The 19486-nt window shown below is 68.7% G+C and carries 18 protein-coding genes; 4 read left to right on the forward strand and 14 right to left on the reverse strand.

Annotated features, from left to right (window positions below):
• Positions 1-152 precede the first annotated feature (152 nt).
• The 7 genes from Q8O26_RS00285 to Q8O26_RS00315 all read right to left on the reverse strand — a co-directional run bounded on the left by Q8O26_RS00285 (position 153) and on the right by Q8O26_RS00315 (position 7345).
• A complete protein-coding gene (locus tag Q8O26_RS00285; protein WP_305572332.1) occupies positions 153-1943 on the reverse strand; it encodes a glucan ABC transporter ATP-binding protein/ permease in 1791 nt (596 codons plus the stop codon).
• A 96-nt stretch (positions 1944-2039) separates the two neighbouring features.
• On the reverse strand, positions 2040-3233 hold the full coding sequence (locus Q8O26_RS00290) for a phosphopentomutase (protein WP_305572334.1): 1194 nt from the start codon (positions 3231-3233) through the stop codon (positions 2040-2042).
• Positions 3234-3236: 3 nt separating this feature from the next.
• Positions 3237-4577 (reverse strand): thymidine phosphorylase, encoded by a 1341-nt coding sequence (gene deoA / locus Q8O26_RS00295; RefSeq protein WP_305572336.1) that lies wholly within the window; start codon positions 4575-4577, stop codon positions 3237-3239.
• Positions 4574-5311, reverse strand: coding sequence for a deoxyribose-phosphate aldolase (gene deoC / locus Q8O26_RS00300; protein ID WP_305572338.1), 738 nt, complete (start codon positions 5309-5311; stop codon positions 4574-4576). Before deoC ends, deoA begins: the two co-directional genes overlap by 4 nt.
• The gene (locus Q8O26_RS00305) at positions 5304-6119 is read right to left on the reverse strand and encodes a purine-nucleoside phosphorylase (RefSeq protein WP_305572340.1); all 816 of its coding nucleotides are present in this window, start codon (positions 6117-6119) and stop codon (positions 5304-5306) included. Before Q8O26_RS00305 ends, deoC begins: the two co-directional genes overlap by 8 nt.
• A complete protein-coding gene (locus tag Q8O26_RS00310; RefSeq protein WP_305572342.1) occupies positions 6116-6517 on the reverse strand; it encodes a cytidine deaminase in 402 nt (133 codons plus the stop codon). Before Q8O26_RS00310 ends, Q8O26_RS00305 begins: the two co-directional genes overlap by 4 nt.
• Before the next feature lie 87 nt (positions 6518-6604).
• Positions 6605-7345, reverse strand: a complete 741-nt coding sequence (locus Q8O26_RS00315; protein ID WP_305572344.1) for an MBL fold metallo-hydrolase — start codon at positions 7343-7345, stop codon at positions 6605-6607.
• 266 nt (positions 7346-7611) lie between these two features.
• Between Q8O26_RS00315 and Q8O26_RS00320 the strand changes: the two genes are divergently transcribed.
• Entirely contained in the window at positions 7612-9957 is a 2346-nt protein-coding gene (locus Q8O26_RS00320) for a penicillin acylase family protein (protein ID WP_305572346.1), read from the forward strand.
• Positions 9958-10071: 114 nt separating this feature from the next.
• A complete protein-coding gene (locus Q8O26_RS00325; protein ID WP_305572347.1) occupies positions 10072-10275 on the forward strand; it encodes a hypothetical protein in 204 nt (67 codons plus the stop codon).
• Positions 10276-10357: 82 nt separating this feature from the next.
• Here Q8O26_RS00325 and Q8O26_RS00330 read toward each other — a convergent pair whose 3' ends face one another.
• The gene (locus Q8O26_RS00330) at positions 10358-10822 is read right to left on the reverse strand and encodes an Lrp/AsnC ligand binding domain-containing protein (RefSeq protein ID WP_305572349.1); all 465 of its coding nucleotides are present in this window, start codon (positions 10820-10822) and stop codon (positions 10358-10360) included.
• A gap of 128 nt (positions 10823-10950) precedes the next feature.
• Between Q8O26_RS00330 and putA the strand changes: the two genes are divergently transcribed.
• Positions 10951-14043 carry a bifunctional proline dehydrogenase/L-glutamate gamma-semialdehyde dehydrogenase PutA gene (gene putA, locus Q8O26_RS00335; RefSeq protein ID WP_305572351.1) on the forward strand — a complete coding sequence of 1031 codons (3093 nt, stop codon included), beginning with the start codon at positions 10951-10953 and terminating at the stop codon, positions 14041-14043.
• A gap of 12 nt (positions 14044-14055) precedes the next feature.
• Here the strand turns inward: putA and Q8O26_RS00340 are convergent, their stop codons facing one another.
• Positions 14056-15021, reverse strand: coding sequence for a DMT family transporter (locus Q8O26_RS00340; RefSeq protein WP_371134403.1), 966 nt, complete (start codon positions 15019-15021; stop codon positions 14056-14058).
• 145 nt (positions 15022-15166) lie between these two features.
• Between Q8O26_RS00340 and hisE the strand changes: the two genes are divergently transcribed.
• A complete protein-coding gene (gene hisE, locus Q8O26_RS00345) occupies positions 15167-15505 on the forward strand; it encodes a phosphoribosyl-ATP diphosphatase (RefSeq protein WP_305572353.1) in 339 nt (112 codons plus the stop codon).
• Positions 15506-15512: 7 nt separating this feature from the next.
• Here the strand turns inward: hisE and Q8O26_RS20720 are convergent, their stop codons facing one another.
• From Q8O26_RS20720 to Q8O26_RS00370, 5 genes are all read right to left on the reverse strand, one after another.
• Positions 15513-16130, reverse strand: coding sequence for a DUF167 family protein (locus tag Q8O26_RS20720; protein WP_371134404.1), 618 nt, complete (start codon positions 16128-16130; stop codon positions 15513-15515).
• A gap of 9 nt (positions 16131-16139) precedes the next feature.
• Positions 16140-16430, reverse strand: coding sequence for a YggT family protein (locus tag Q8O26_RS00355; RefSeq protein WP_305572355.1), 291 nt, complete (start codon positions 16428-16430; stop codon positions 16140-16142).
• A gap of 88 nt (positions 16431-16518) precedes the next feature.
• Positions 16519-17400, reverse strand: coding sequence for an ABC transporter permease (locus Q8O26_RS00360; protein WP_305572357.1), 882 nt, complete (start codon positions 17398-17400; stop codon positions 16519-16521).
• A gap of 10 nt (positions 17401-17410) precedes the next feature.
• A complete protein-coding gene (locus Q8O26_RS00365; RefSeq protein WP_305572359.1) occupies positions 17411-18202 on the reverse strand; it encodes an ABC transporter ATP-binding protein in 792 nt (263 codons plus the stop codon).
• A gap of 87 nt (positions 18203-18289) precedes the next feature.
• A complete protein-coding gene (locus Q8O26_RS00370) occupies positions 18290-19339 on the reverse strand; it encodes an ABC transporter substrate-binding protein (RefSeq protein WP_305572361.1) in 1050 nt (349 codons plus the stop codon).
• Positions 19340-19486 lie beyond the last annotated feature (147 nt).

Below are 19486 nucleotides of genomic sequence, written 5' to 3' on the forward strand. Positions count from 1 at the left end.
CCCTCGCTGCGCGAGGAGAGGGGGACTTCTGCGTCCCCGCTTTCCCGGACAGGGTCGAGCCTGGCGCTGCCCTCGGCCGGACGAGGTGGAACGTCAAAGCCCCCCTCTCCTCGCGCAGCGAGGGGAGGGTGCGGGTGGGGCCTTCAGACTTCTCACACCGCGACGACCGGCTTTGTCGCCGGGGCGTCCTCGGCGCCCGACATGAACTGCGCCTTGGCGAGGGCGGCGAAGATGCCGCCCTGGGCCACCAGTTCCTCGAAGGAGCCGCTCTCGACGACCCGGCCCTGGTCAAAGACGAGGATGCGCGAGGCGTGCCGGATGGTGGCGAGGCGGTGGGCGATGACGAAGGTGGTGCGCCCCTTCATCACCTCCTCCAGCGCCAGTTGCAGCTTCTGCTCGGTGGTGGCGTCCAGGGCGGAGGTCGCCTCGTCGAGGATGAGGACGGGCGGGTCCTTCAGCAGGGCCCGCGCTATCGACAGGCGCTGCCTTTCACCACCGGAGAGCGAACGGCCGCGCTCGGCCACCTCGGTGTCGAGGCCATCCGGCTGGCGCTTGAGGAAGTCCGTCGCCTGGGCCCTCTCGCAGGCCTGCCAGATTTCCTCGTCGGTCGCCTCGGGACGCCCGACCTGCAGGTTCTCCTTGATAGTGCGGGCGAACAGCATCGGCTCCTGGAAGACGACGCCGATGTTTCGGCGCAGCGACACCAGGGCTATGTCGCGGATGTCGTGGCCGTCGATGAGGACGCGGCCCGATTGCGGGTCGAAGACCCGATGCAGCAGCGACAGCGTCGTCGACTTGCCCGAGCCGGTCGAGCCGACCAGGGCGATCGTGTCGCCGGGATTGGCGACGAAGGACAGATCGGCCACCGCCGCGCGCTTGCCGTCATAGGAGAAGGAGACGTTCTCGAAGGCGACGGTGCCCTTGACCTGGCCGATGTCGATGGAATTCGGCCGATCGTGCACCTGCGGCAAGGTATCGACGACGTTGAAGAAGTCCTTGATCTTCGGACCTTCGAGGAAAACCGAGTTGATGAAGCCGACGAGCGCCTCGAGGCGGCCGATCAGCATGGTGGCGAAGCCCATGAAGGTGACGATCTCGCCGATGGAGGCAAGGCCGTTGATATGCAGCCAGGTGCCGACGAGGAAGATCGAGAGGACCGTCAGCGTCGCCGAGGCACGGGATGCGACCGCCGCGATGGCCCACCAGGACAGGACGGGGATCTGGGCGGCGAGCAGCGCATCGATCGTCGAGCGCATGGCGCGGACCTCGGCCTCGATGCGGGTGAAGGACTGGATCACCGGCACGTTGCCGAGGGCGTCGGTGGCCCGTTCGGCCAGTGCGTTGTGATATTCCTGAACCTTGCCCTGCAACGTCTCCGTCTTGCGCAGCACCCAGCTCGTCAGGATGAAGAAGAAGAAGACCATCACGACGAGCAGGCTGCCGAGCCGCCAGTTCACCCAGAGCGATACCGGCACCAGGATCACCAGAGCGATCAGCGAGGCGCAGTGCTCACGCAGGAAGGAGAGCAGCAGCCAGGCCATGGCGTTGGAGCCTTCCAGCATCTGCTTGAGCAGGCGGCCGGAATGGGCTCCCGAATGGTAGCTGAGCGGCAGGTTCAGCACGTGCTCGAAGAAGTGCTGCATGAAGGCCAGGCGCCTGCGGTGCGACATGCGGTCGGCGTGCAGCGCGACGAGGACGCCGGCGGCGATGGTGAAGAGGCCGAAGACGACCCAGGCGATCACCAGCGGCAGGATCTCCGCCCAGGTCACCGTGCGGCCGCGAGCCTGTGCCGCCGACAGGGTGTCGATGATGCGACCGAACAGGATGGGCTCGGCGAACATGATGCAGGCGAGCACGACGTTGCACGCGAGCAGAGTCAGTCCGAGCCGGGTTTCGGGGCCGAGCTGCCTGAGGACGCGCCAATAGACATGGAGGAGCGACATACGACGGCCTTTGCGGGGAGGCGGAATGCCCCGGAGAGTCGGGTGCTGTGATACACGGCCCTCAACGCGCGACAAGAGGGCTTGTTGCGTAGGACCTCACACGGGCCGGCCGGCGCCCGTCCAGATGAGGGCGAGATGGGCGGCCGCCGTCGCCGCGATGTCGGCGAAGCTCTCGCGCCTGCCGATCGGGCCTGCGGGCAGATCTGGGCCGAAGGCGAGGACGGGCACGTGCTCGCGGGTGTGGTCAGTGCCGGGATAAGTCGGGTCGCAGCCGTGATCGGCGGTGAGGATGCAGATGTCGCCGGGCCGCAACGCAGCGGTCAGCGCGGGCAGCCAGGCGTCGAAGGCCATCAGCGCGCCGCCGTAGCCCTCCGGGTCGCGGCGGTGGCCATAGAGCGAGTCGAAGTCGATGAAATTGGCCATGAGCAGGCCGCCGTCGGCCAGCCGCGCCAGGCCTTCGAGGGTGCGCTCCCCCAGGGCCGCATTGCCGGTGGCCTTCAAGACCTCGCCGGTGCCGACATGGGCGAAGATGTCGCCGATCTTGCCGACCGTGATCACCTGCCGCCCGGCCTCCGAGGCGACCTGGAGCAGGGTGGGTGCGGGTGGGGACACCGCATAGTCGCGGCGGTTGCCGGTGCGCACGAAGCTTGACGGGTCTGTGCCGGTGAAGGGCCGGGCGATGACGCGGCCGATGCCGAGCGGGTCGCAGAGCCGGCGGGCGATGACGCAGAGCGCATGGAGCCGGTCGAGCCCGAAGGCCTCCTCGTGGGCGGCGATCTGCAGGACCGAGTCGGCCGAGGTGTAGAGGATCGGCTTGCCGCTGGCCATGTGTTCGGTGCCGAGCCGGGCGATGATCTCGGTGCCCGAGGCGTGGCAGTCGCCGAGAATGCCGGGAAGGCCTCCCTCGCGGATCAGTGCGTCCGTCAGGCCGGTGGGAAAACAGGGAACGGTCTCGGGGAAATAGCCCCAGTCGAAGGTCACCGGCAGGCCGGCGATCTCCCAATGGCCCGAAGGCGTGTCCTTGCCCTTCGATGTCTCGACGGCGAAGCCCCAGCGCCCGGCGATGGGTTCGTCGGCGCTTGATCCCGGTGGCAGGCGGCCGGTCGAGGCGCGCAAAGCCGCACCGAGGCCGCGCCGGTCGAGGTTCGGCAGCGCGAAGGGCAGGTCCCTTTCCGCGAACCACTCCGCCACATGCCCCAGCGTATCGGCACCCGCATCGCCGTAACGGGCGGCGTCCATGCTGGCACCGATGCCAACGGAATCGAGGACGATGATCAGGGCGCGGGCCATGGTTCAGCCCGTGATCCGCGCCTGGACGAGGGCGCCAATGGCGGCGCCCCCTTCGCCGAGGGTGAAGGCACCGGTGATCATCGCGGCAGCGGCCGCCATGGTGGCCTCGTCGCGGCCATGGGTCAGCGCCAGCGGCTGGCCGGCCTCGAGGCTGTCGCCGAGGGCGACGAGGCCAGTCAGGCCGACCGCATGGTCGACCGGGTCGGAGGAGCGGGTCCGGCCACCGCCGAGGGCGACGACGGCCATGCCAATCCGGCGGGTATCGATCGACAGGACGGTGCCGGCGTGGAGGGTGGCGACCGGGCGAACCAGGGGGGCGCGGGGAAGGTGCTTGTCCGGATGCTCCATCAGGTCATGGGGGCCGCCGAGGGCCGCCACCATGCGCTGGAAGATCTCGGCGGCGCGGCCGTTGGCGAGGACGCGTTCGAGCTTGCCCAGGGCGGTGTCGAGATCGGGCGCGAGCTTGCCGAGGACCAGGAGTTCGGCGCCGAGCGCCAGGGTGACGCCGTGCAGGCGCGAGACGCGGTGGCCGCCGGCGAGATGTTCGATGGCGATCCTGACCTCCAGCGCATTGCCGGCGGCGGGTCCCAGCGGCTGGTCCATCGGCGTGACCAGGGCGACCGTCGGCAGGCCGGCGCCACCCGCCACGGCGGCGATGGATTCGGCGAGGTCGCGGGAGCCGGCGAAATCCGGCATGAAGGCGCCCGATCCCGTCTTCACGTCCATGACGAGGCCGTCGAGGCCGGCGGCGAGCTTCTTCGACAGGATGGAGGCGGTGATGAGCGGCACAGACTCCACCGTCGCGGTGACGTCGCGCACGCCGTAGATGACCTTGTCGGCGGGTGCAAGATCGGCGGTCTGGCCGATGATGGCGCAGCCGACCTCCCGCACCGTGCGGCGGAAGAGATCGTGCGCCGGCGTCGCGTCATAGCCGGGGATGGATTCGAGCTTGTCCAGCGTGCCGCCGGTATGGCCGAGGCCGCGGCCGGAGATCATCGGCACGAAGCCGCCGGCCGCCGCCACCATCGGGGCGAGCATGAGCGAGACCGTATCGCCGACTCCGCCGGTGGAGTGCTTGTCGAGGACCGGGCCAGGGAGGTCGAGGTCGCGCCACGACAGGGTGCGTCCGGAGGCGGTCATCGCCCGCGTCAGCGCCACGCGCTCGTCCATGGTCATGCCGCGGAAGAAGACGGCCATGCAGAAGGCCGCCACCTGCGCCTCCGTCACCGTCCCCGCGCCGATGCCGCCGACGAAGGTGGCGATGTCGCCGTCGCCGAGCGTCGCGCCGTCGCGCTTGGCACGAATGATTTCCTGCGGGATGAAGGCGGAGCGTCGGTCGCTCATGGGGCGGCCTTTCCTGCGGCAAGGAGCTGGTCGAGCAGGCCGGAGGCCCCGAAGCGGAAGGTCGCCGGACTCGCCCAGCCAATCCCCATGACCGCGTCGGCGAGGTCGAGATAGGTCCTGGCGTCGTCGAGGGTTCGGATGCCGCCCGAGGGCTTGATGCCGACCGTGCGGCCGGAGGCGCGGATTTCCTCGAGCATCAGGCGTACCGCCTCCGGCGTCGCGGAGATGGCGGTCTTGCCGGTGGAGGTCTTGATGAAATCGGCGCCGGTGCCGATGGCGATGCGCGCGGCGGCGCGGATGAGCTCCGGTGTCTGCAACTCGCCTGTCTCCAGGATGGTCTTGAGGGTGCGGCCCTGGGGCACCACCGCCCGGACGGCGCCGAGCAGGGCGCCCACCACCTCGTGGCGGCCAGCCATCAGCGCCCGCCAGGGCAGGACGACGTCGATCTCGTCGGCGCCGTCGAGCAGGGCCCAGCGCGCCTCGTCGGCGACGCGCATCACGTCATCCTCGCCGGCCGGAAAGTTGACCACCGTGGCGATACGGACCGGCGTGCCCTGCAGGAGGCGGCGCGCCTGCGGCACGAAGCCGGCCCAGAGGCAGACGGCCGCGACCGGTCCGAGCGGCGTCACGGCGCGGGCGCAGAGCCGCTCGACGCCGGCCTCGTCGAGGCCGTTGGAAAGGTCGGTGAGGTCGAGAAGCGCCGCGGCGCGGCGGGCAAGGGTCGCATCAGTCATGGCCGGCCTCGGCCTGGTTGATTTCCGCGAGGAAGCCGCGGATGACGGCCTCCATGGCGTCAGCCCCGGCCGCCGCGACGGCCTTGGTCTCGGCATGGGACGGGGCATCCGGCGCCAGGCCGGCGGCGAGGTTGGTGATGAGCGAGAGGCCGGCGACGGCCAGGCCGGCATGGCGGGCGAGGATGACCTCGGGCACGGTCGACATGCCCACCGCATCGGCGCCGAGCGTGCGCAGGGCGCGGATTTCGGCCGGCGTCTCGAAGCTCGGGCCGGTCACCCAGGCATAGACGCCTTCGAAGAGCGCGACGCGCCGGCGCGCGGCGCCGCCGGCGATGGCCCGGCGCAGGGCGGGGTCATAGGCCCCGTTCATCGGCACGAAGCGGTCGTCGCCGGTCAGGCCGATGAGCGGATTGGGCCCGAACAGGGCGATATGGTCCTCTATCGCCATGATCGAGCCGGGCGCCATGTCGGCCTTCAGGGAGCCGGCGGCATTGGTGAGGAGCAGACGGGGAACGCCGAGGGCGGCGAGCGCATCGATCACCGGCTTCATGACGCGGGGGTTGCCGCTCTCGTAGGTGTGGGCACGGCCCTGGAGCACCGCGACACGGCAGCCCTCCAGCGTCCCGACGACGAGCCTGCCGGCATGGCCAGAGACGCCGACATGGGGGAACCCCGGCAACTCGCCATAGGGGAGGACGAGGGCATCCTCGACCGCATCGGCCAGCGGGCCGAGGCCGGTGCCGAGCACGATGGCGCAGGCGATGGGGGCCTCGCCCGCCGCTGCGCGGATGATGCGGGCGGCGGTCATGACAGGTTGTCCGGGCCGAAGGCATGGGGGAGCAGTTCGGCGAGGGTGAAACGGGCCCGCGGACCCTTCGGCCCGGCGACGTGGACCGTGAGGGTGCCAGCGCCGAATTCACGCAGCCGCTGACGGCAGGCACCGCAGGGTGTGCAGAGTTCCGGTTCGTCACCGAAGACGAGGATCTCGGCGATGGTGCGGTCGCCGGCCAGAAGCATGGCGGCGATGGCCCCCGCCTCGGCGCAGGTGCCGACGGGATAGGCGGCGTTCTCGACGTTGCAGCCGGCATGGATGCGGCCCGAACCGGCGCGGATCGCCGCACCGACGCGGAAGCGCGAATAGGGCGCATAGGCGGAAGCCTGCGCCTTTCGCGCCGCGTCGAACAAGTCGTCCAGTGCCTGTGTCATGGTGGCTCCCTCACGCCGCGACCCTCCCCCATGGCGGGATATAGGGCAAGGCGGGCGGCGCCTGAACCGAAAAGGGCCAGCCGGCGCTCAGGGATCGATGACCAGCCCGTCCTCGGCACAAGCGACGGGAACCTTGTCGCGGTTGGCCAGCATCTGTGGCCCCATATGGGTCAGGACGATGCGCTTCGCCTTGAGGTCGGGCAGCCGGCCCGACAGCGTCATCCAGTCGAGGTGGTTCTTCAGGGGGATGTCGTAGGTGTAGCACTCGACGAGAAGCACATCGGCGCCATCGGCGAGGGGCAAGAGGTCCTCGGTCCAGGTGGTGTCGCCGGAATAGGCGAAGATCTTGCCGTCGCGGGCGATGCGATAGCCCTGGCACGGTCCGGCCCGCTGGTCGTGCACCATCGGAAAGGCCGTCACGGCATTGCCGGCGATCGTGCCCGGCTGTTCCGGCGTGATCTCGACATAGGTGATCTCGAAGGAATAGGCGTTGCTCGACGATCCCGGAAAGGCCGCCTCCATCACCGCCTTCACCCAGTCCTGCACCCGCTTCGGGCCGGCGATGGTCAGCGGCGCGGTGCGACGCGTGTTGAACAGCGCATCGAGCATGAAGAAGGGCAGGCCGCCGATATGGTCGGCGTGGAAATGCGTGAGCAGGATGGCCGAAATGCTGTTGCGGTCGATCCCGGCGCGCTGCAAGGCGAGCAGCGACGTGGCGCCGCAATCGACCAGCATCACCGTGCCGTCGGCACCGGCGAGGTGCAGGCAGGTAGAAAAGCGTCCGCCCGAGCCGAAAGCATCGCCGGAGCCGAGAACGGTAATCTTCATGGGCCATCCATGGTTGAGGTCGAGGCGTCCGGTGTGTGAGCCGCAGTCTGGCGCCGGCGCCCAGTCACCGGGATCATATGAGCATGCGGGACGGGGTCTTTGAAGCGCCGTGCCGCGGGCTACTCCGCAGCATCCTTTCCAAAAATTTTTCCCGTTCCGCTCTGCGATAGACCCGCATCGTTGCAGGCCTCGTTCTCGTCCGCAAAGGATGACACCGGCCCACCTGGCGTGCACAGTCCCGCTCCCTCGCAGCGACATGTCTGGCCATGACCCCATCAGAAACGCTCACGCTCCCCGGCCTTTCGGCGCCCGGGTCGATCGGCATCGACGCCAACGGAATTCCCCATATCCGGGCGGAGAACGAGGCCGATCTGTTCTTCCTGCAGGGCTTCCACGCGGCGCGCGAGCGCCTGTTCCAGATCGATCTTTTCCGCAAACGGGGCCTCGGCCTCCTCTCCGCCGATTTCGGCCCGGGCTACATCGAGCAGGATCGCGCCTCGCGGCTGTTCCTCTACCGCGGCGACCAGGAGGCTGAATTCGCCGCCTATGGCCCCGAGGCCGAGGCGACCTTCACGGCCTTTGTGAACGGCATCAACGCCTTCATCGCCATGACGGAGGCCGATCCCTCGCTCCTGCCCTTCGAGTTCGGCCTGCTCGGCACCAAGCCGGCGGCCTGGGCACCGGGGGACGTGTCGCGCATCCGCACTCACTCGCTGTCGCGCAACGCGCTCTCCGAGATCCTGCGCTGCCAGGTCTACGCTGGGGCCGACCATCGCACCGACCTCCTGCGCCGCTACCTCGAGCCGAAGATCACGCCGGCCGTCCCCGAGGGGCTCGACCCCGCGACGATCCCGCTGGCGGCACTGGACGTGATCAAGCTCGCCACGGCCAACGCGACCTTTTCCAAGGAGCGCCTCGCGGCGAGCCTCGAGGACGCGCCGAAATGGCGCGCGACCACCGACCTGCTGGAGGTCGTCCTCGACGCCCAGTATACCGGCTCGAACAACTGGGCGGTGCACGGGTCTAAGACCGATACGGGGATGCCGATCCTCGCCTCCGATCCACACCGGATCCACGGCATGCCCTCGCTGCGGACCATCGTTCATCTCACATGCCCCGGTCTCGACGTGGTCGGTGCGGGCGAGCCCTCCGTTCCCGGCGTGATGATCGGCCATAACGGCACCATGGCCTGGGGCCTGACGATCTTCTACATCGACCAGGAAGACCTCTATTTCTACGAAACGAATCCCGAGGATGGCGACCTCTACCGTTACGGCGAGGGCTGGGAGCGGGTGCGCACGGTCGAGGAGCGCATCAAGGTCAGGGGCTGCGACGACCAGATCCTGACGCTGAAGTTCACGCGACACGGCCCGGTGGTCCACGAGGATCCGGCGGCCGGCCGGATCTATGCGGTGCGCGCCGCCTATTTCGAGCCGGGAACGGCGCCCTATCTGGTCGCGCACAAGCTGATGCGCGCGAAGAATCTCGCCGAATTCCGCGCCGCCGCGGTGACCTGGGGCACGCCCTCCTGCAACCTCGTCTATGCCGACACGGCCGGCGACGTCGCGTGGATGCCGGCCGGCATCAATCCCATCCGCCCCAACTGGGACGGACTCCTGCCGGTTCCGGGCGACGGCCGCTACGAATGGGCCGGATGGCGTGACCGGGCGCAGGCGCCCCTGGTGCGCAATCCCGACCGCGGCTTTGTCTTCTCCGCCAACGAGATGAACGTGCCTGCGGGCTGGGACCACAAGGCCTATCCCTTCGGCTACGAGTGGGTGGACTATTCGCGCGCCAGCCGGATCGAGGAGGTGCTCGCTTCGGTCTCGCCGCACACGCTCTCCACCTCGCGCGCGCTGCAGACCGACGTCGTCTCCATTCCGGCCCGCCGCCTCGGCAAGCTGCTGGCCGGTTTGTCGGCACCTGATGCCGAGACGGCGGCCGCCATCGCCCTGCTGGGAGGCTGGGACCATGCCCTGACAAGCATGTCACCCGCCGGGGCCCTGTTCGAGGTCTGGTGGTCGCGCCACCTGAAAAAGGCGCTTTGGAACGCCATCGTCGCCCCCGACCTTCATGCGCTGATGGTGCCCGGCGACGTCGACGGCACCCTCGCCATCCTCGAAGAGCCCGACGACCGCTTCGGCAGCGATCCCGCCGCCATGCGCGACGCCATCCTCGTCGCCTCGCTGGGGGCTGCCTTTGGCGAACTGAAGCTGCTGCTCGGGCCCGATCCTTCGGTCTGGGCCTGGGGCAAACTCCATCACGCCTACTTCGAGCATCCGCTGTCCTTCCTTCTGCCGGCGGAGACGGCCAAAGCCTTGTCGATCGGGCCGGTTCCCCATGCCGGATCATCGGTCACGCCCATGCACACCGGTTATCGCGGCCCGGATTTCCGCACGATGATGGGCTCGTCGTTCCGGCTCGTCGTCGATCTTGCCGATCTCGATCGCTCGGTGACGATCAACACGCCCGGCCAGTCCGGCGATCCGAATTCGCCGCATTACCGCGACCTCTTCGCCCGCTGGGCGGCCGGGGACTATGCACCGCTGCCCTACACGGCGGCGGCGGTTGACGCGGCGCTCGAGCGCCGACTGGACCTGAAGCCGGGCTGAATCGTTTCAGCGACTCTATTTCGCCCGGTAACAATCATTCCACCCTGTGTCGCCGGGCTGAAACCCGCGAGCCGTACCCTCTTCCTCTAGTGATCAGAGGGGATCAACCGGCCCATGCCGCACCGCGACGCTCTCGCCCGCCTCAATCAGTCGCTGGCCGCGATCGACGTCATGATCCGCAGTGGCAAGGGTCAGGGCGGCCGTCTGGTCGAAGTGGCACGGGAGGCTCGCGCGGCCGCCAAGACGCTCGATGCCTGCATCATCCCTGTCCACAGTCCGGTCGTCGCGCAGGACGTCCCCATCCCGGAAAAGGTCTGAGAGCCACCCGGCCCGTGTCGGCCACCACCGGACGGACGCATCGGCCGCGGCACCACTTGATCCGAAGTCTGCGTCAGGGGTCCTAGACGGGGAGGCTGGCGGTCGCCTTCACTTCCTCCATCACCGCATAGGTCCGTGTCTCGCGTACGCCCGGCAGGGAGAGCAGAACCTCGCCGAGGAAGATGCGGTAGGCCGCCATGTCGGCGACCCGCGTCTTGATCAGGTAGTCGAAGCCGCCGGCGACGAGATGGCACTCGAGCACATCGGGCGCCCGCGCGACCGCGCGCGCGAAGCGGTCGAAAACATCCGGGGTCGTCTTGTCGAGCGTCACCTCGACGAAGGCCAGGAAGCCGCGTGACAGTTTCAGCGGATCGAGGCGGGCGCCATAGCCGGCAATGATGCCCTCGCGCGTCAGCCGCTTCACCCTTTCGCTCGTGGCGGTGGGCGAGAGGCCGACCTTCTCCGCGAGATCGACATTGGCGAGGCGGCCATCCTCCTGCAGCAGGCGCAAGATCTTGCGGTCGACGGGATCGAGGACAACGCTCACCGTGGAAACACCGGCAGAAGACAGTCCTGGCAGTCAATGTCACCATCATGCATCGAAAATAACCTATCGAACGGCCGAACTTCCGCAGATAGTCTCTCAGGATCCCCTAGCGACGCAAGAGGCTCGCCTTGTCCCCCGCACCGTCTTTTCAGGCACCCTATGCCGAGGCCGACGAGATCATCGCGCGCCGCCTTCTCGCTACCGCTGCGCTCCCGCCCGAGGCGGAGGAACGCATCAGCGCGCGCGCGCGGGAACTGGTCGGCGCCATCCGCGCGAAGTCCGGCGGGCTCGGCGGTATCGAGGATTTCCTGCGCGAATACTCGCTGACCACCAAGGAGGGCCTCGCCCTCATGGTGCTGGCCGAGGCGCTGCTGCGCGTGCCGGATTCGCGCACGGCCGATGCGCTCATCGAGGACAAGCTGTCGGGGACCGACTGGGCGCACCGGGCCACCAGGTCTGAGGCCTGGCTGGTCTCGGCCTCGGCCTGGGCGCTCGGCGTCACTGCCCGCGTCATCCACCCGGGCGAGAGCCCGGAGGGCATTCTCGAAACGCTCGGCAAGCGGCTCGGCCTGCCGACGGTCCGTGCCGCGACGCGCCAGGCCATGCGCCTCCTGGGGTCGCATTTCGTGCTCGGCCAGACCATATCCGAAGCGCTCGGACGGGCCGGCTCGGCCCGCCGCTTCCGCTATTCCTACGACATGCTCGGCGAGGGCGCCCGCACAGCGGCGGATGCCGATCGCTATCTCGCCTCCTACCGCGACGCCATTGAGGCGATCGGCCGGGCCGCCGGCAACGAGACCCTGCCCAACCGTCCAGGCATTTCGGTGAAGCTCTCGGCGCTGCACCCGCGCTACGACGCAGTCAGCCGCGCGCGCGTGATGGCCGAACTGGTGCCGAAGCTGTTGAAGCTCGCGCAGGCGGCCAGGGCCCACGACCTCAACTTCACCGTCGATGCCGAGGAGGCCGATCGTCTGGAGCTCTCGCTCGACGTCATCGCTGCCGTCCTCACCGATCCCTCGCTCGCCGGCTGGGACGGGTTCGGCCTCGCCGTGCAGGCCTACCAGAAGCGGGCGCTGGCGGTGATCGATTGGCTCGACGCCCTGGCGATGCGCCTCGATCGCAAGCTGATGGTGCGCCTCGTCAAGGGCGCCTATTGGGACACCGAGGTGAAGCGGGCGCAGGAGCGCGGCCTGCCCGATTTCCCGGTCTTCACCCGCAAGCCGATGACCGACCTCAACTACATGGCCTGCGCGCGACGGCTTCTCGCCGCCCGGCCGCGGATCTATCCGCAATTCGCCACCCACAACGCGCTGACCATCGCGACGATCCTCGAAGAGGCGGGCGGTGCCGAGGGGTATGAGTTCCAGCGCCTGCACGGCATGGGCGAGGCGCTCTACGAGTCTCTGCTGGCGACGCTTCCCGCGGCGGCCTGCCGGACCTATGCGCCGGTCGGCGGCCACCGCGACCTCCTCGCCTATCTCGTCCGCAGGCTCCTGGAGAACGGCGCCAATTCCTCCTTCGTCTCGGCCTCGGCCGATCCCGCCGTACCGGTGGAGACGCTGCTCGCCCGGCCGCAGAGCTGGATCGGCAATGCCGGTGATGCGCGTCCGCACCGGCTGCCGCTGCCGAAGGACCTCTATGCGCCCGGCCGGATCAATTCGGCAGGGGTCGAGTTCGGTGACGCCGCGGCGCTCGCCGGCTTTCTCGACGGGGTGACGAAGGGGCGCGGGCGTATCCCGGCGACGGCCCAGCCGCTGGTCGGCGGCAAGGCCCTGCGCGGCGCCATCCGCTCGGTGACCAGCCCGGTCGACGGTGCCCCGGTCGGCGCGGTGGAAGAGGCGGATGCCACGGCGGTCACGGCCGCCTTCGACCGCGCCGCCGCCGGCTTTGCCGGCTGGAGCCGCTCACCCGTTAGCACCCGCGCCGAAGCGCTCGACAGGCTCGCCGATCTTCTGGAGGCGGAGCGCGGGATGTTCTGTGCGCTGCTCGCCCGCGAGGCCGGCAAGACCCTCGACGACGGCGTGGCGGAGGTACGCGAAGCCGTCGACTTCTGCCGTTATTATGCGCAGGAGGCACGCCGGCATTTCGGTGCGGGTGTCCTGATGCCGGGCCCGACCGGCGAGGAGAACCGCCTGACCCTGCGCGGGCGCGGCACCATCGCCTGCATCAGTCCGTGGAACTTCCCGCTCGCCATCTTCCTCGGCCAGGTGGCGGCGGCGCTCGCTGCCGGCAATGCGGTCATCGCCAAGCCCGCCGAGCAGACGCCTCTGGTGGCCGCCGCGGCGGTGGCGCTCGCCCACCAGGCCGGCATTCCCCGCGACGTGCTGGCGCTGGTTCCGGGCGACCGCCGGGTCGGAGCGCTGCTGGTGGGCGATCCGCGCGTCGCAGGCGTCGCCTTCACCGGCTCCACCGAGGTCGCCGGCAAGATCAACCGCCAGCTCGCGGCGCGGCGCGGGTCCATCGTGCCGCTGATCGCCGAGACTGGCGGCATCAACGCCATGATCGTCGATGCCACGGCGCTGCCCGAGCAGGTCAGCGACGACGTTGTCACATCCGCCTTCCGCTCCGCCGGCCAGCGCTGCTCAGCCCTCCGCCTCCTCTGCCTGCAGGAGGACGTGGCGGACCGCATGCTGGAGATGATCCGAGGGGCCGCCGCCGAGCTCAGGATCGGCGATCCCATCGATCCCGCGACCCATGTCGGCCCGGTCATCGACGAGGAGGCGAAGGCCCGGCTGGAGGCGGTCATCGACAGGGCGCGCTCCGAGGGAAGGCTCGTCTGGCAGGCGAGCCTTCCGCCCGATGCGCCGGCCGGGCTCTTCGTCGCCCCGGCGATCATCCGCGTGGCCAGGGCGGAAGACATCACGGAAGAGGTCTTCGGCCCCGTCCTGCATGTCACCACCTGGAAGGCCGGCCGGCTCGGACAGCTCACAGACGCCATCGCCGGCAACGACACCGGCCTGACGCTCGGGATCCATTCCCGCATCGACCAGGTCGTCGAGGAGGTCGTCTCGCGGCTCGCCCACGGCAATGTCTACGTCAACCGCAACATGATCGGCGCCGTGGTCGGCAGCCAGCCCTTCGGCGGCTCCGGCCTGTCGGGCACCGGGCCGAAGGCCGGCGGGCCGCACTACCTGCCGCGCTTCGCGCTGGAACAGGTGGTTACCGTCAACACCGCGGCGGCGGGCGGCAATGCCAGCCTGCTGACCGGTGGGGAAGGCTAGACGCCCGCGCGTTCACTGCGCGTGACGGCCCGCGAACCGGCGCCAGACCCGGCCGTCGATGGCGACGAGCCCGAGGCCGATCAGGGCCATGCCGGCAAAGTGGGTCCAGGCCAGCCGCTCGCCGAGAAAGAGGCCGGTCAGCAGGATGGTCGAGACGGGGATCAGGAAGGTCACCAGCAGCAGATTGCTCGGCCCCGCCGTCGCCAGAAGGCGGAAGAAGATGATGTAGGCGAGCGCCGTCGAGAGCACGGCCAGCGCCAGCACGGCGGCGATGGCGGCCGGACCGGGCATGGCGAGGGTCCAGGGGCGGTCGACGATACCGACGAGCGGCGCCATGACGATGCTGGTGATGGTGAGCTGCACCCAGGCGGTGAAGGTCGGCGTCAGGGCGAGCGGCTTGATGCGCCGCCCCCACAGGCCGGAGAAGGCATAGGAGATCGTCGCGACGAGACACCCGGCCAGTGCCCAGAGCGGCGTGTCAATCGTACCCAGCGCCGCCGGACCGACAAGCACGACGACGCCGAGGAAGCCGAGCGCGACGCCGGCGGTCTTGTTGGGCGTCGCCGGCTCGTCCGTCGTGAAGAGGTGCATGACGATGACAGTGAAGAGCGGCGTGGTGGCATTGAGAATGGCGGCGAGCCCTGCGGGGATGGCGGTCTGGCTCCAGTAGAACAGCGAGAAGGGAATGACGTTGTTGAGCAGCGCCATGACGGTCAGGGTCAACCAGACCGTGCGGCGGGCCGTGAACCTCTCGCCGGTGGCGCGCAGGACGGCGTATAGGACGGCGGACCCGATGACGACGCGGGCGAGCACCAGCGTCAGCGGCGGCACCTCGTCGAGGGCGATGCGGGCGAAGAAGAACGAGCCGCCCCACAGGACCGACAGCGTCATCAGCAATATCCAGTCGCGCAGGGTCACGGCGAGAGGGCTCCGGTTCGGGTCTCTCGCGGTGTAGTCGTCCCGGCGCGCGACGGCCACCCGGTCTCTCAGGTCACAGGTCGAGGACGATGAAACAAACAATGCGGCCGCTTGTCATTGACAGGCCGCATTTGTCTGCGAGCCTGCAAACGTCCGCAGGAATAGACAAATGATTCGACCGGAGCCGGGGACGCGAGCCGCCGACATGTCCGATGCCATCGACCGCCTGCATAAGGCCATCCTGCAGCTCCGCCAGACCCACGCGCCGTCCTCGCGCACAGCCAAGCTGGTGGCCGGCGGCCGCGCCAAGATGGCGAAGAAACTCATGGAGGAGGCGACGGAGGTGACGCTCGACGCCGTCGGCAACGACCGCGAGGCGGTCATCCGCGAGAGCGCCGACCTGATCTACAATCTGACGGTCCTGTGGACCGACATGGACATCTCCCCTACCGACGTCTGGCAGGAGATGGAGCGGCGGGAGCGGCTCTACGGCCTCGCCGAAAAGCTCCACAAGGGGCCTCTGGCGGTCGCCGGCAGCCGCTGAGAGGAAGCTACTCCCGCAGGAACAGCGGCAGGTCAACGGGCGGCAGGCGGACCTCGCGGTTGACTGCGTTGATCATGCCCACGGCGCGCCGCACCAGCCAGCCGTCCCGGTTGGGGCAGGCGTCGACGGCCAGCGACTGGGCCGCCCGCAGCGTCCTCACGAGGCGGGCGCGGTCGGGAGTCTGCAACCCCGCCCGCTCGACGGCGACACGTGAGCGCTGGAACTGCGAGGGATCGACACAGATGTCGCCCCGCGCCATGAACTGGGCGCCCGCCGGGGCGCCGGCGGAGGCGACGAGAAGCATGAGGACAGCGGCGGCGAGCCTCGCGAGGGTCGCCGACAACTGCACGATATCGCCGGCCACCGACAGGGTCTTCAGGCGCGCGGTCTTGCCCTGGACGACGGCCACATGGGAATGGGCGATGCCGAGCTCCCCGGCGAGAAGCCCCTCAAGTGCCGCATTGGCCTTGCCGTCCTCGGGAACGGCGCGCACCCGCGCCCTGAGGACGGAGCGGCCGTCCGACAGTTTCTCGGCGCCCTCGAACGCGTCGCGCCCGCCCCGCGGAGTCAGCCGCACGTCGACCAGGAGGCGCTCGCGATCGACGCGATAAGGCAAGGCGTCCATGCCCGTCCCTCAGAAGACGTTGGGGTAAATGTAGCGGATGATCACCTGCTGGATGAGGATGATGCCGAGCAGCAGGACGATCGGCGCGAGGTCGACGGCACCGAAATTGGGCATGCGCCGACGGATCGGCGCCAGGACGGGTTCGGTCATGGCGCGCAGGGTGGTGTCGATCTGCGCGACGATCTGGTTGCGGTAGTTCACCACGTTGAATGCGACCAACCAGGACAGCACGGCGGAGATGATGATCACCCACCAGTAGAGGTTGAGGGCGATCAGGATGACGTCGAGAATGGCTTTCATGGGTCCGCCGTGAAGGGGTTTGGGAGCCGGACCTGTTTTATGGGGTGTCGAACCGGGCGGGGCAAGCGCGCGGTTGCGTCCCCGCCGGTCACGTAGCCGCGAAAGACGAGCGCTGAGCCCAGCCGGTCATGCGGTTTTCCAGCCAGACGGTGGCCATGTACATGGCGACACCGAGGATCGCGAGAGCGATGAGGGCCGCAAACAGCAGCGGAACGTTGAAATCGGCCGAGGCGCGCGCCATCAGATTGCCGATGCCGTAGCGCGAGGCATTGTACTCGGCGATGACGGAGCCGACATAGGCCAGCGTGATCGCGACCTTCAGCGAGCCGAAGAAATAGGGCAGCGACCGGGGGATGCCGACCTTGGTCATGATCTGCAGCTTGGAGGCGCCGAGCGCCTTCAGCACGTCCTCGGTCTCCGGCTCGATCGTGGCGAGGCCGGTGGCGACATTCACGACGATCGGAAAGAACGAGATCATGAAGGCTGTGAGAACGGCCGGCAGCCAGCCGACGCCGAACCAGATCACAAGGATGGGAACGACCGCCACCTTGGGGATCGAGTTGAAGCCGACGAGCAGCGGGTAGAAGCCGGCATAGAAGAACCGGCTGGCGCCGAGCAGCAGGCCGAGCGCGATGCCGAAGGCGACGGCGAGGCCGAAGCCGGCCAGCGTCATCCAGGCCGTATGGAAGGAATGGAAGCCGATCTGGCGGCGGAACTGCCAGATGGCGATGGCGATGTCGCTCGGCGCCGGCAGCACGAAGGTGGAGACCGCGAAGGCCTTGCAGAGCAGTTCCCACACCAGGAACGTGCCGAAGGTGCAGAACAGGGGTGCGAGCTGCAGCGACAGCTTGGTGCGGTCGAGCGCCGAGGCGCCGATGACCTTGTAGAGGAGGTAGCCGATGTAGATGGCCACGCCGATGACCAGCGCCGCCGGCCAGGAAGTGAGCAGAAATTCCGCCAGGTCGTCCATGGTCGATCCTTCAGGCCGTCGATCGGGCTTGCGCGATGCGGCCGCGCAGGTCGTGGACGATGTCGGAGAAGTCCGGCTTGTAGGTGATCTCGATGTCGCGGGGGCGAGCGAAGGCGACCTCGCGCTCGGCGATGATCCGGCCCGGCCGCGAGGACATGCAGAAGATGCGATCGGCGAGGAAGACCGCCTCGCGCAGGTCGTGGGTCACGAGGATGACCGTGAGCGTGCCGGCCATGCGCGCATGCAGATCGCGGATGACGCACCACAGCTCCTCGCGGGTGAAGGCGTCGAGCGCACCGAAGGGCTCGTCCAGCATGAGGAGCTTGGGCTCGTGGATGAGGGCGCGGCAGAGCGAGGCGCGCTGCTGCATGCCACCGGAGAGCTGCCAGGGAAACTTGGAGCCGGCGCCTTCGAGGCCCACCGAGGCCAGCAGGGCCTCGGCCTTGGCGACATACTCCGCCTTGTGGCGGCGCAGGCGCGAGCGGTGCGGCTCGACGATCTCGAGCGGCAGCATCAGGTTCTCAAGCGTCGTGCGCCACGGCAGCAGGGTCGGCGCCTGAAAGGCCATGCCGGCGATCTTGACGGGGTCGCGCACTTCCTTGCCGTCGACGACGACGGCGCCCGATTGCGGGAACTGCAGGCCGGTCGCCAGCTTCATCAGCGTGGACTTGCCGCAGCCGGAAGGCCCGACCACGGCGGCGAATTCACCCTCGTTGACCCTGATGTCCAGCCCATCGACGGCAAGCGTGCCGCCGGTGGCGTAGGTATGGCTGACGCCGGTCAGTTCGACGAATGGACGCAATGGAGAGACGCTTTCGGAGCGGTGCATTCACGCGGGACTTGGGGCGGGGGCATTCGCGCCACCCGCAGCTCGGTAGGAAAGCAAGCCTCAGGCCACCTTGCGCTCGGCGGCCGCCGGCAGCAGGTCGGAGATGAAGATGTCTTCGGGCTTCGGCTTGTTCTTGAAGGCGAAGGTCAGGCCGATCTGGTCGATGGCGGTGGTCATGCGCGCCGTCTCGATGCCGCCGATGCCGTTGGCGCGGACATAGGGCGAGAGGACGTAATTGTCGATCGTCATCTTCAGGCGCTCGGCCTCGGTCTCGAAGCGGGCGACGTCGTTGCGGGCGATCACCAGCCGCGCCGCCGCCGCCTGGTCGGCGATGGCGTCACGGATACCCTTGACGAGGCCGCGGTTGAAGCCGGCGACCGCCGCGCGGTTGGCCGCCAGGAAGCCGGGGCTCGCCATGATGGCGTTGCCGTAGAGCTCGACCCCGTAATCGTACATGTGGAGCACGACGATGTCGTTTTCCGGCACGCCGCGCGACTTGAGGTTGATGAAGGAGGAATTGGCGAAACCGAAGATGGCATCGACCTCGCCCGAGGCGAGCATGGGCTCGCGGACCGGGAAACCGACGTTTTCGAAGCGCATCTTGGAATCGTCGAGCTTGTTGACCGTCTTGAAGATCGGCCACTGGGCATAGGCCGCATCGGGGGCCGGCGCGCCGAACTTCTTGCCCTCGAGGCTCTTCACGTCGGTGGTGATGCCGCGCGACCGGCGGCCGACGATCGCGAAGGGCGGACGGTCGTAGACGATCATGTTCGCCTTGAGGTCGACGGTCGGGTTCTCGTCACGGAAGCGGATCATCGAATTGATGTCGCCAAAGCCGATGTCATAGGTGCCGGAGGCGACGCGGGTGACGCCCTCGCGCGAGCCGGAGGCGGCGTCGATCGAGACGTTGAGGCCCTCGGCGCGGAAATGGCCCTTCTCCAGCGCGGTCAGGAAGAGGCCCGAAGGACCCTCGAAGCGCCAGTCGAGGGTGAAGCGGACATTGGTCGTCGCCTGGGCGTGGACGGCCGGCGCGAAGAGCGGGGCGAGCGAGGCGGCGCCGGCGAGCTTCAGGGCCGCGCGGCGGGTGGGCAGGAAGCGGGACTCGGTCATCTGCGGGCCTTCTGTCGGTCGGTGAAATGCCGGGCTGACCCAGGGGGTCTCGCCGAGGGATGACCGCAACGTCGAGGCGCGGGCACCGTGAAATTACCGATGGCAGCAAAGACCATGCCGTAGCGTACGGCAACCGATTTTTCGTCT

Origin of the sequence: Phreatobacter sp., assembly GCF_030691135.1 — a bacterium.
Classification (GTDB): domain Bacteria; phylum Pseudomonadota; class Alphaproteobacteria; order Rhizobiales; family Phreatobacteraceae; genus Phreatobacter.

Coding starts and splice junctions, on each gene's coding strand:
- Q8O26_RS00285 (WP_305572332.1), bottom strand. CDS start 1,943: ATGTCGCTCCTCCATGTCTATTGGCGCGTCCTCAGGCAGCTCGGCCCC.
- Q8O26_RS00290 (WP_305572334.1), bottom strand. CDS start 3,233: ATGGCCCGCGCCCTGATCATCGTCCTCGATTCCGTTGGCATCGGTGCC.
- deoA (WP_305572336.1), bottom strand. CDS start 4,577: ATGAGCGACCGACGCTCCGCCTTCATCCCGCAGGAAATCATTCGTGCC.
- deoC (WP_305572338.1), bottom strand. CDS start 5,311: ATGACTGATGCGACCCTTGCCCGCCGCGCCGCGGCGCTTCTCGACCTC.
- Q8O26_RS00305 (WP_305572340.1), bottom strand. CDS start 6,119: ATGACCGCCGCCCGCATCATCCGCGCAGCGGCGGGCGAGGCCCCCATC.
- Q8O26_RS00310 (WP_305572342.1), bottom strand. CDS start 6,517: ATGACACAGGCACTGGACGACTTGTTCGACGCGGCGCGAAAGGCGCAG.
- Q8O26_RS00315 (WP_305572344.1), bottom strand. CDS start 7,345: ATGAAGATTACCGTTCTCGGCTCCGGCGATGCTTTCGGCTCGGGCGGA.
- Q8O26_RS00320 (WP_305572346.1), top strand. CDS start 7,612: ATGACCCCATCAGAAACGCTCACGCTCCCCGGCCTTTCGGCGCCCGGG.
- Q8O26_RS00325 (WP_305572347.1), top strand. CDS start 10,072: ATGCCGCACCGCGACGCTCTCGCCCGCCTCAATCAGTCGCTGGCCGCG.
- hisE (WP_305572353.1), top strand. CDS start 15,167: ATGTCCGATGCCATCGACCGCCTGCATAAGGCCATCCTGCAGCTCCGC.
- Q8O26_RS20720 (WP_371134404.1), bottom strand. CDS start 16,130: ATGGACGCCTTGCCTTATCGCGTCGATCGCGAGCGCCTCCTGGTCGAC.
- Q8O26_RS00355 (WP_305572355.1), bottom strand. CDS start 16,430: ATGAAAGCCATTCTCGACGTCATCCTGATCGCCCTCAACCTCTACTGG.
- Q8O26_RS00360 (WP_305572357.1), bottom strand. CDS start 17,400: ATGGACGACCTGGCGGAATTTCTGCTCACTTCCTGGCCGGCGGCGCTG.
- Q8O26_RS00370 (WP_305572361.1), bottom strand. CDS start 19,339: ATGACCGAGTCCCGCTTCCTGCCCACCCGCCGCGCGGCCCTGAAGCTC.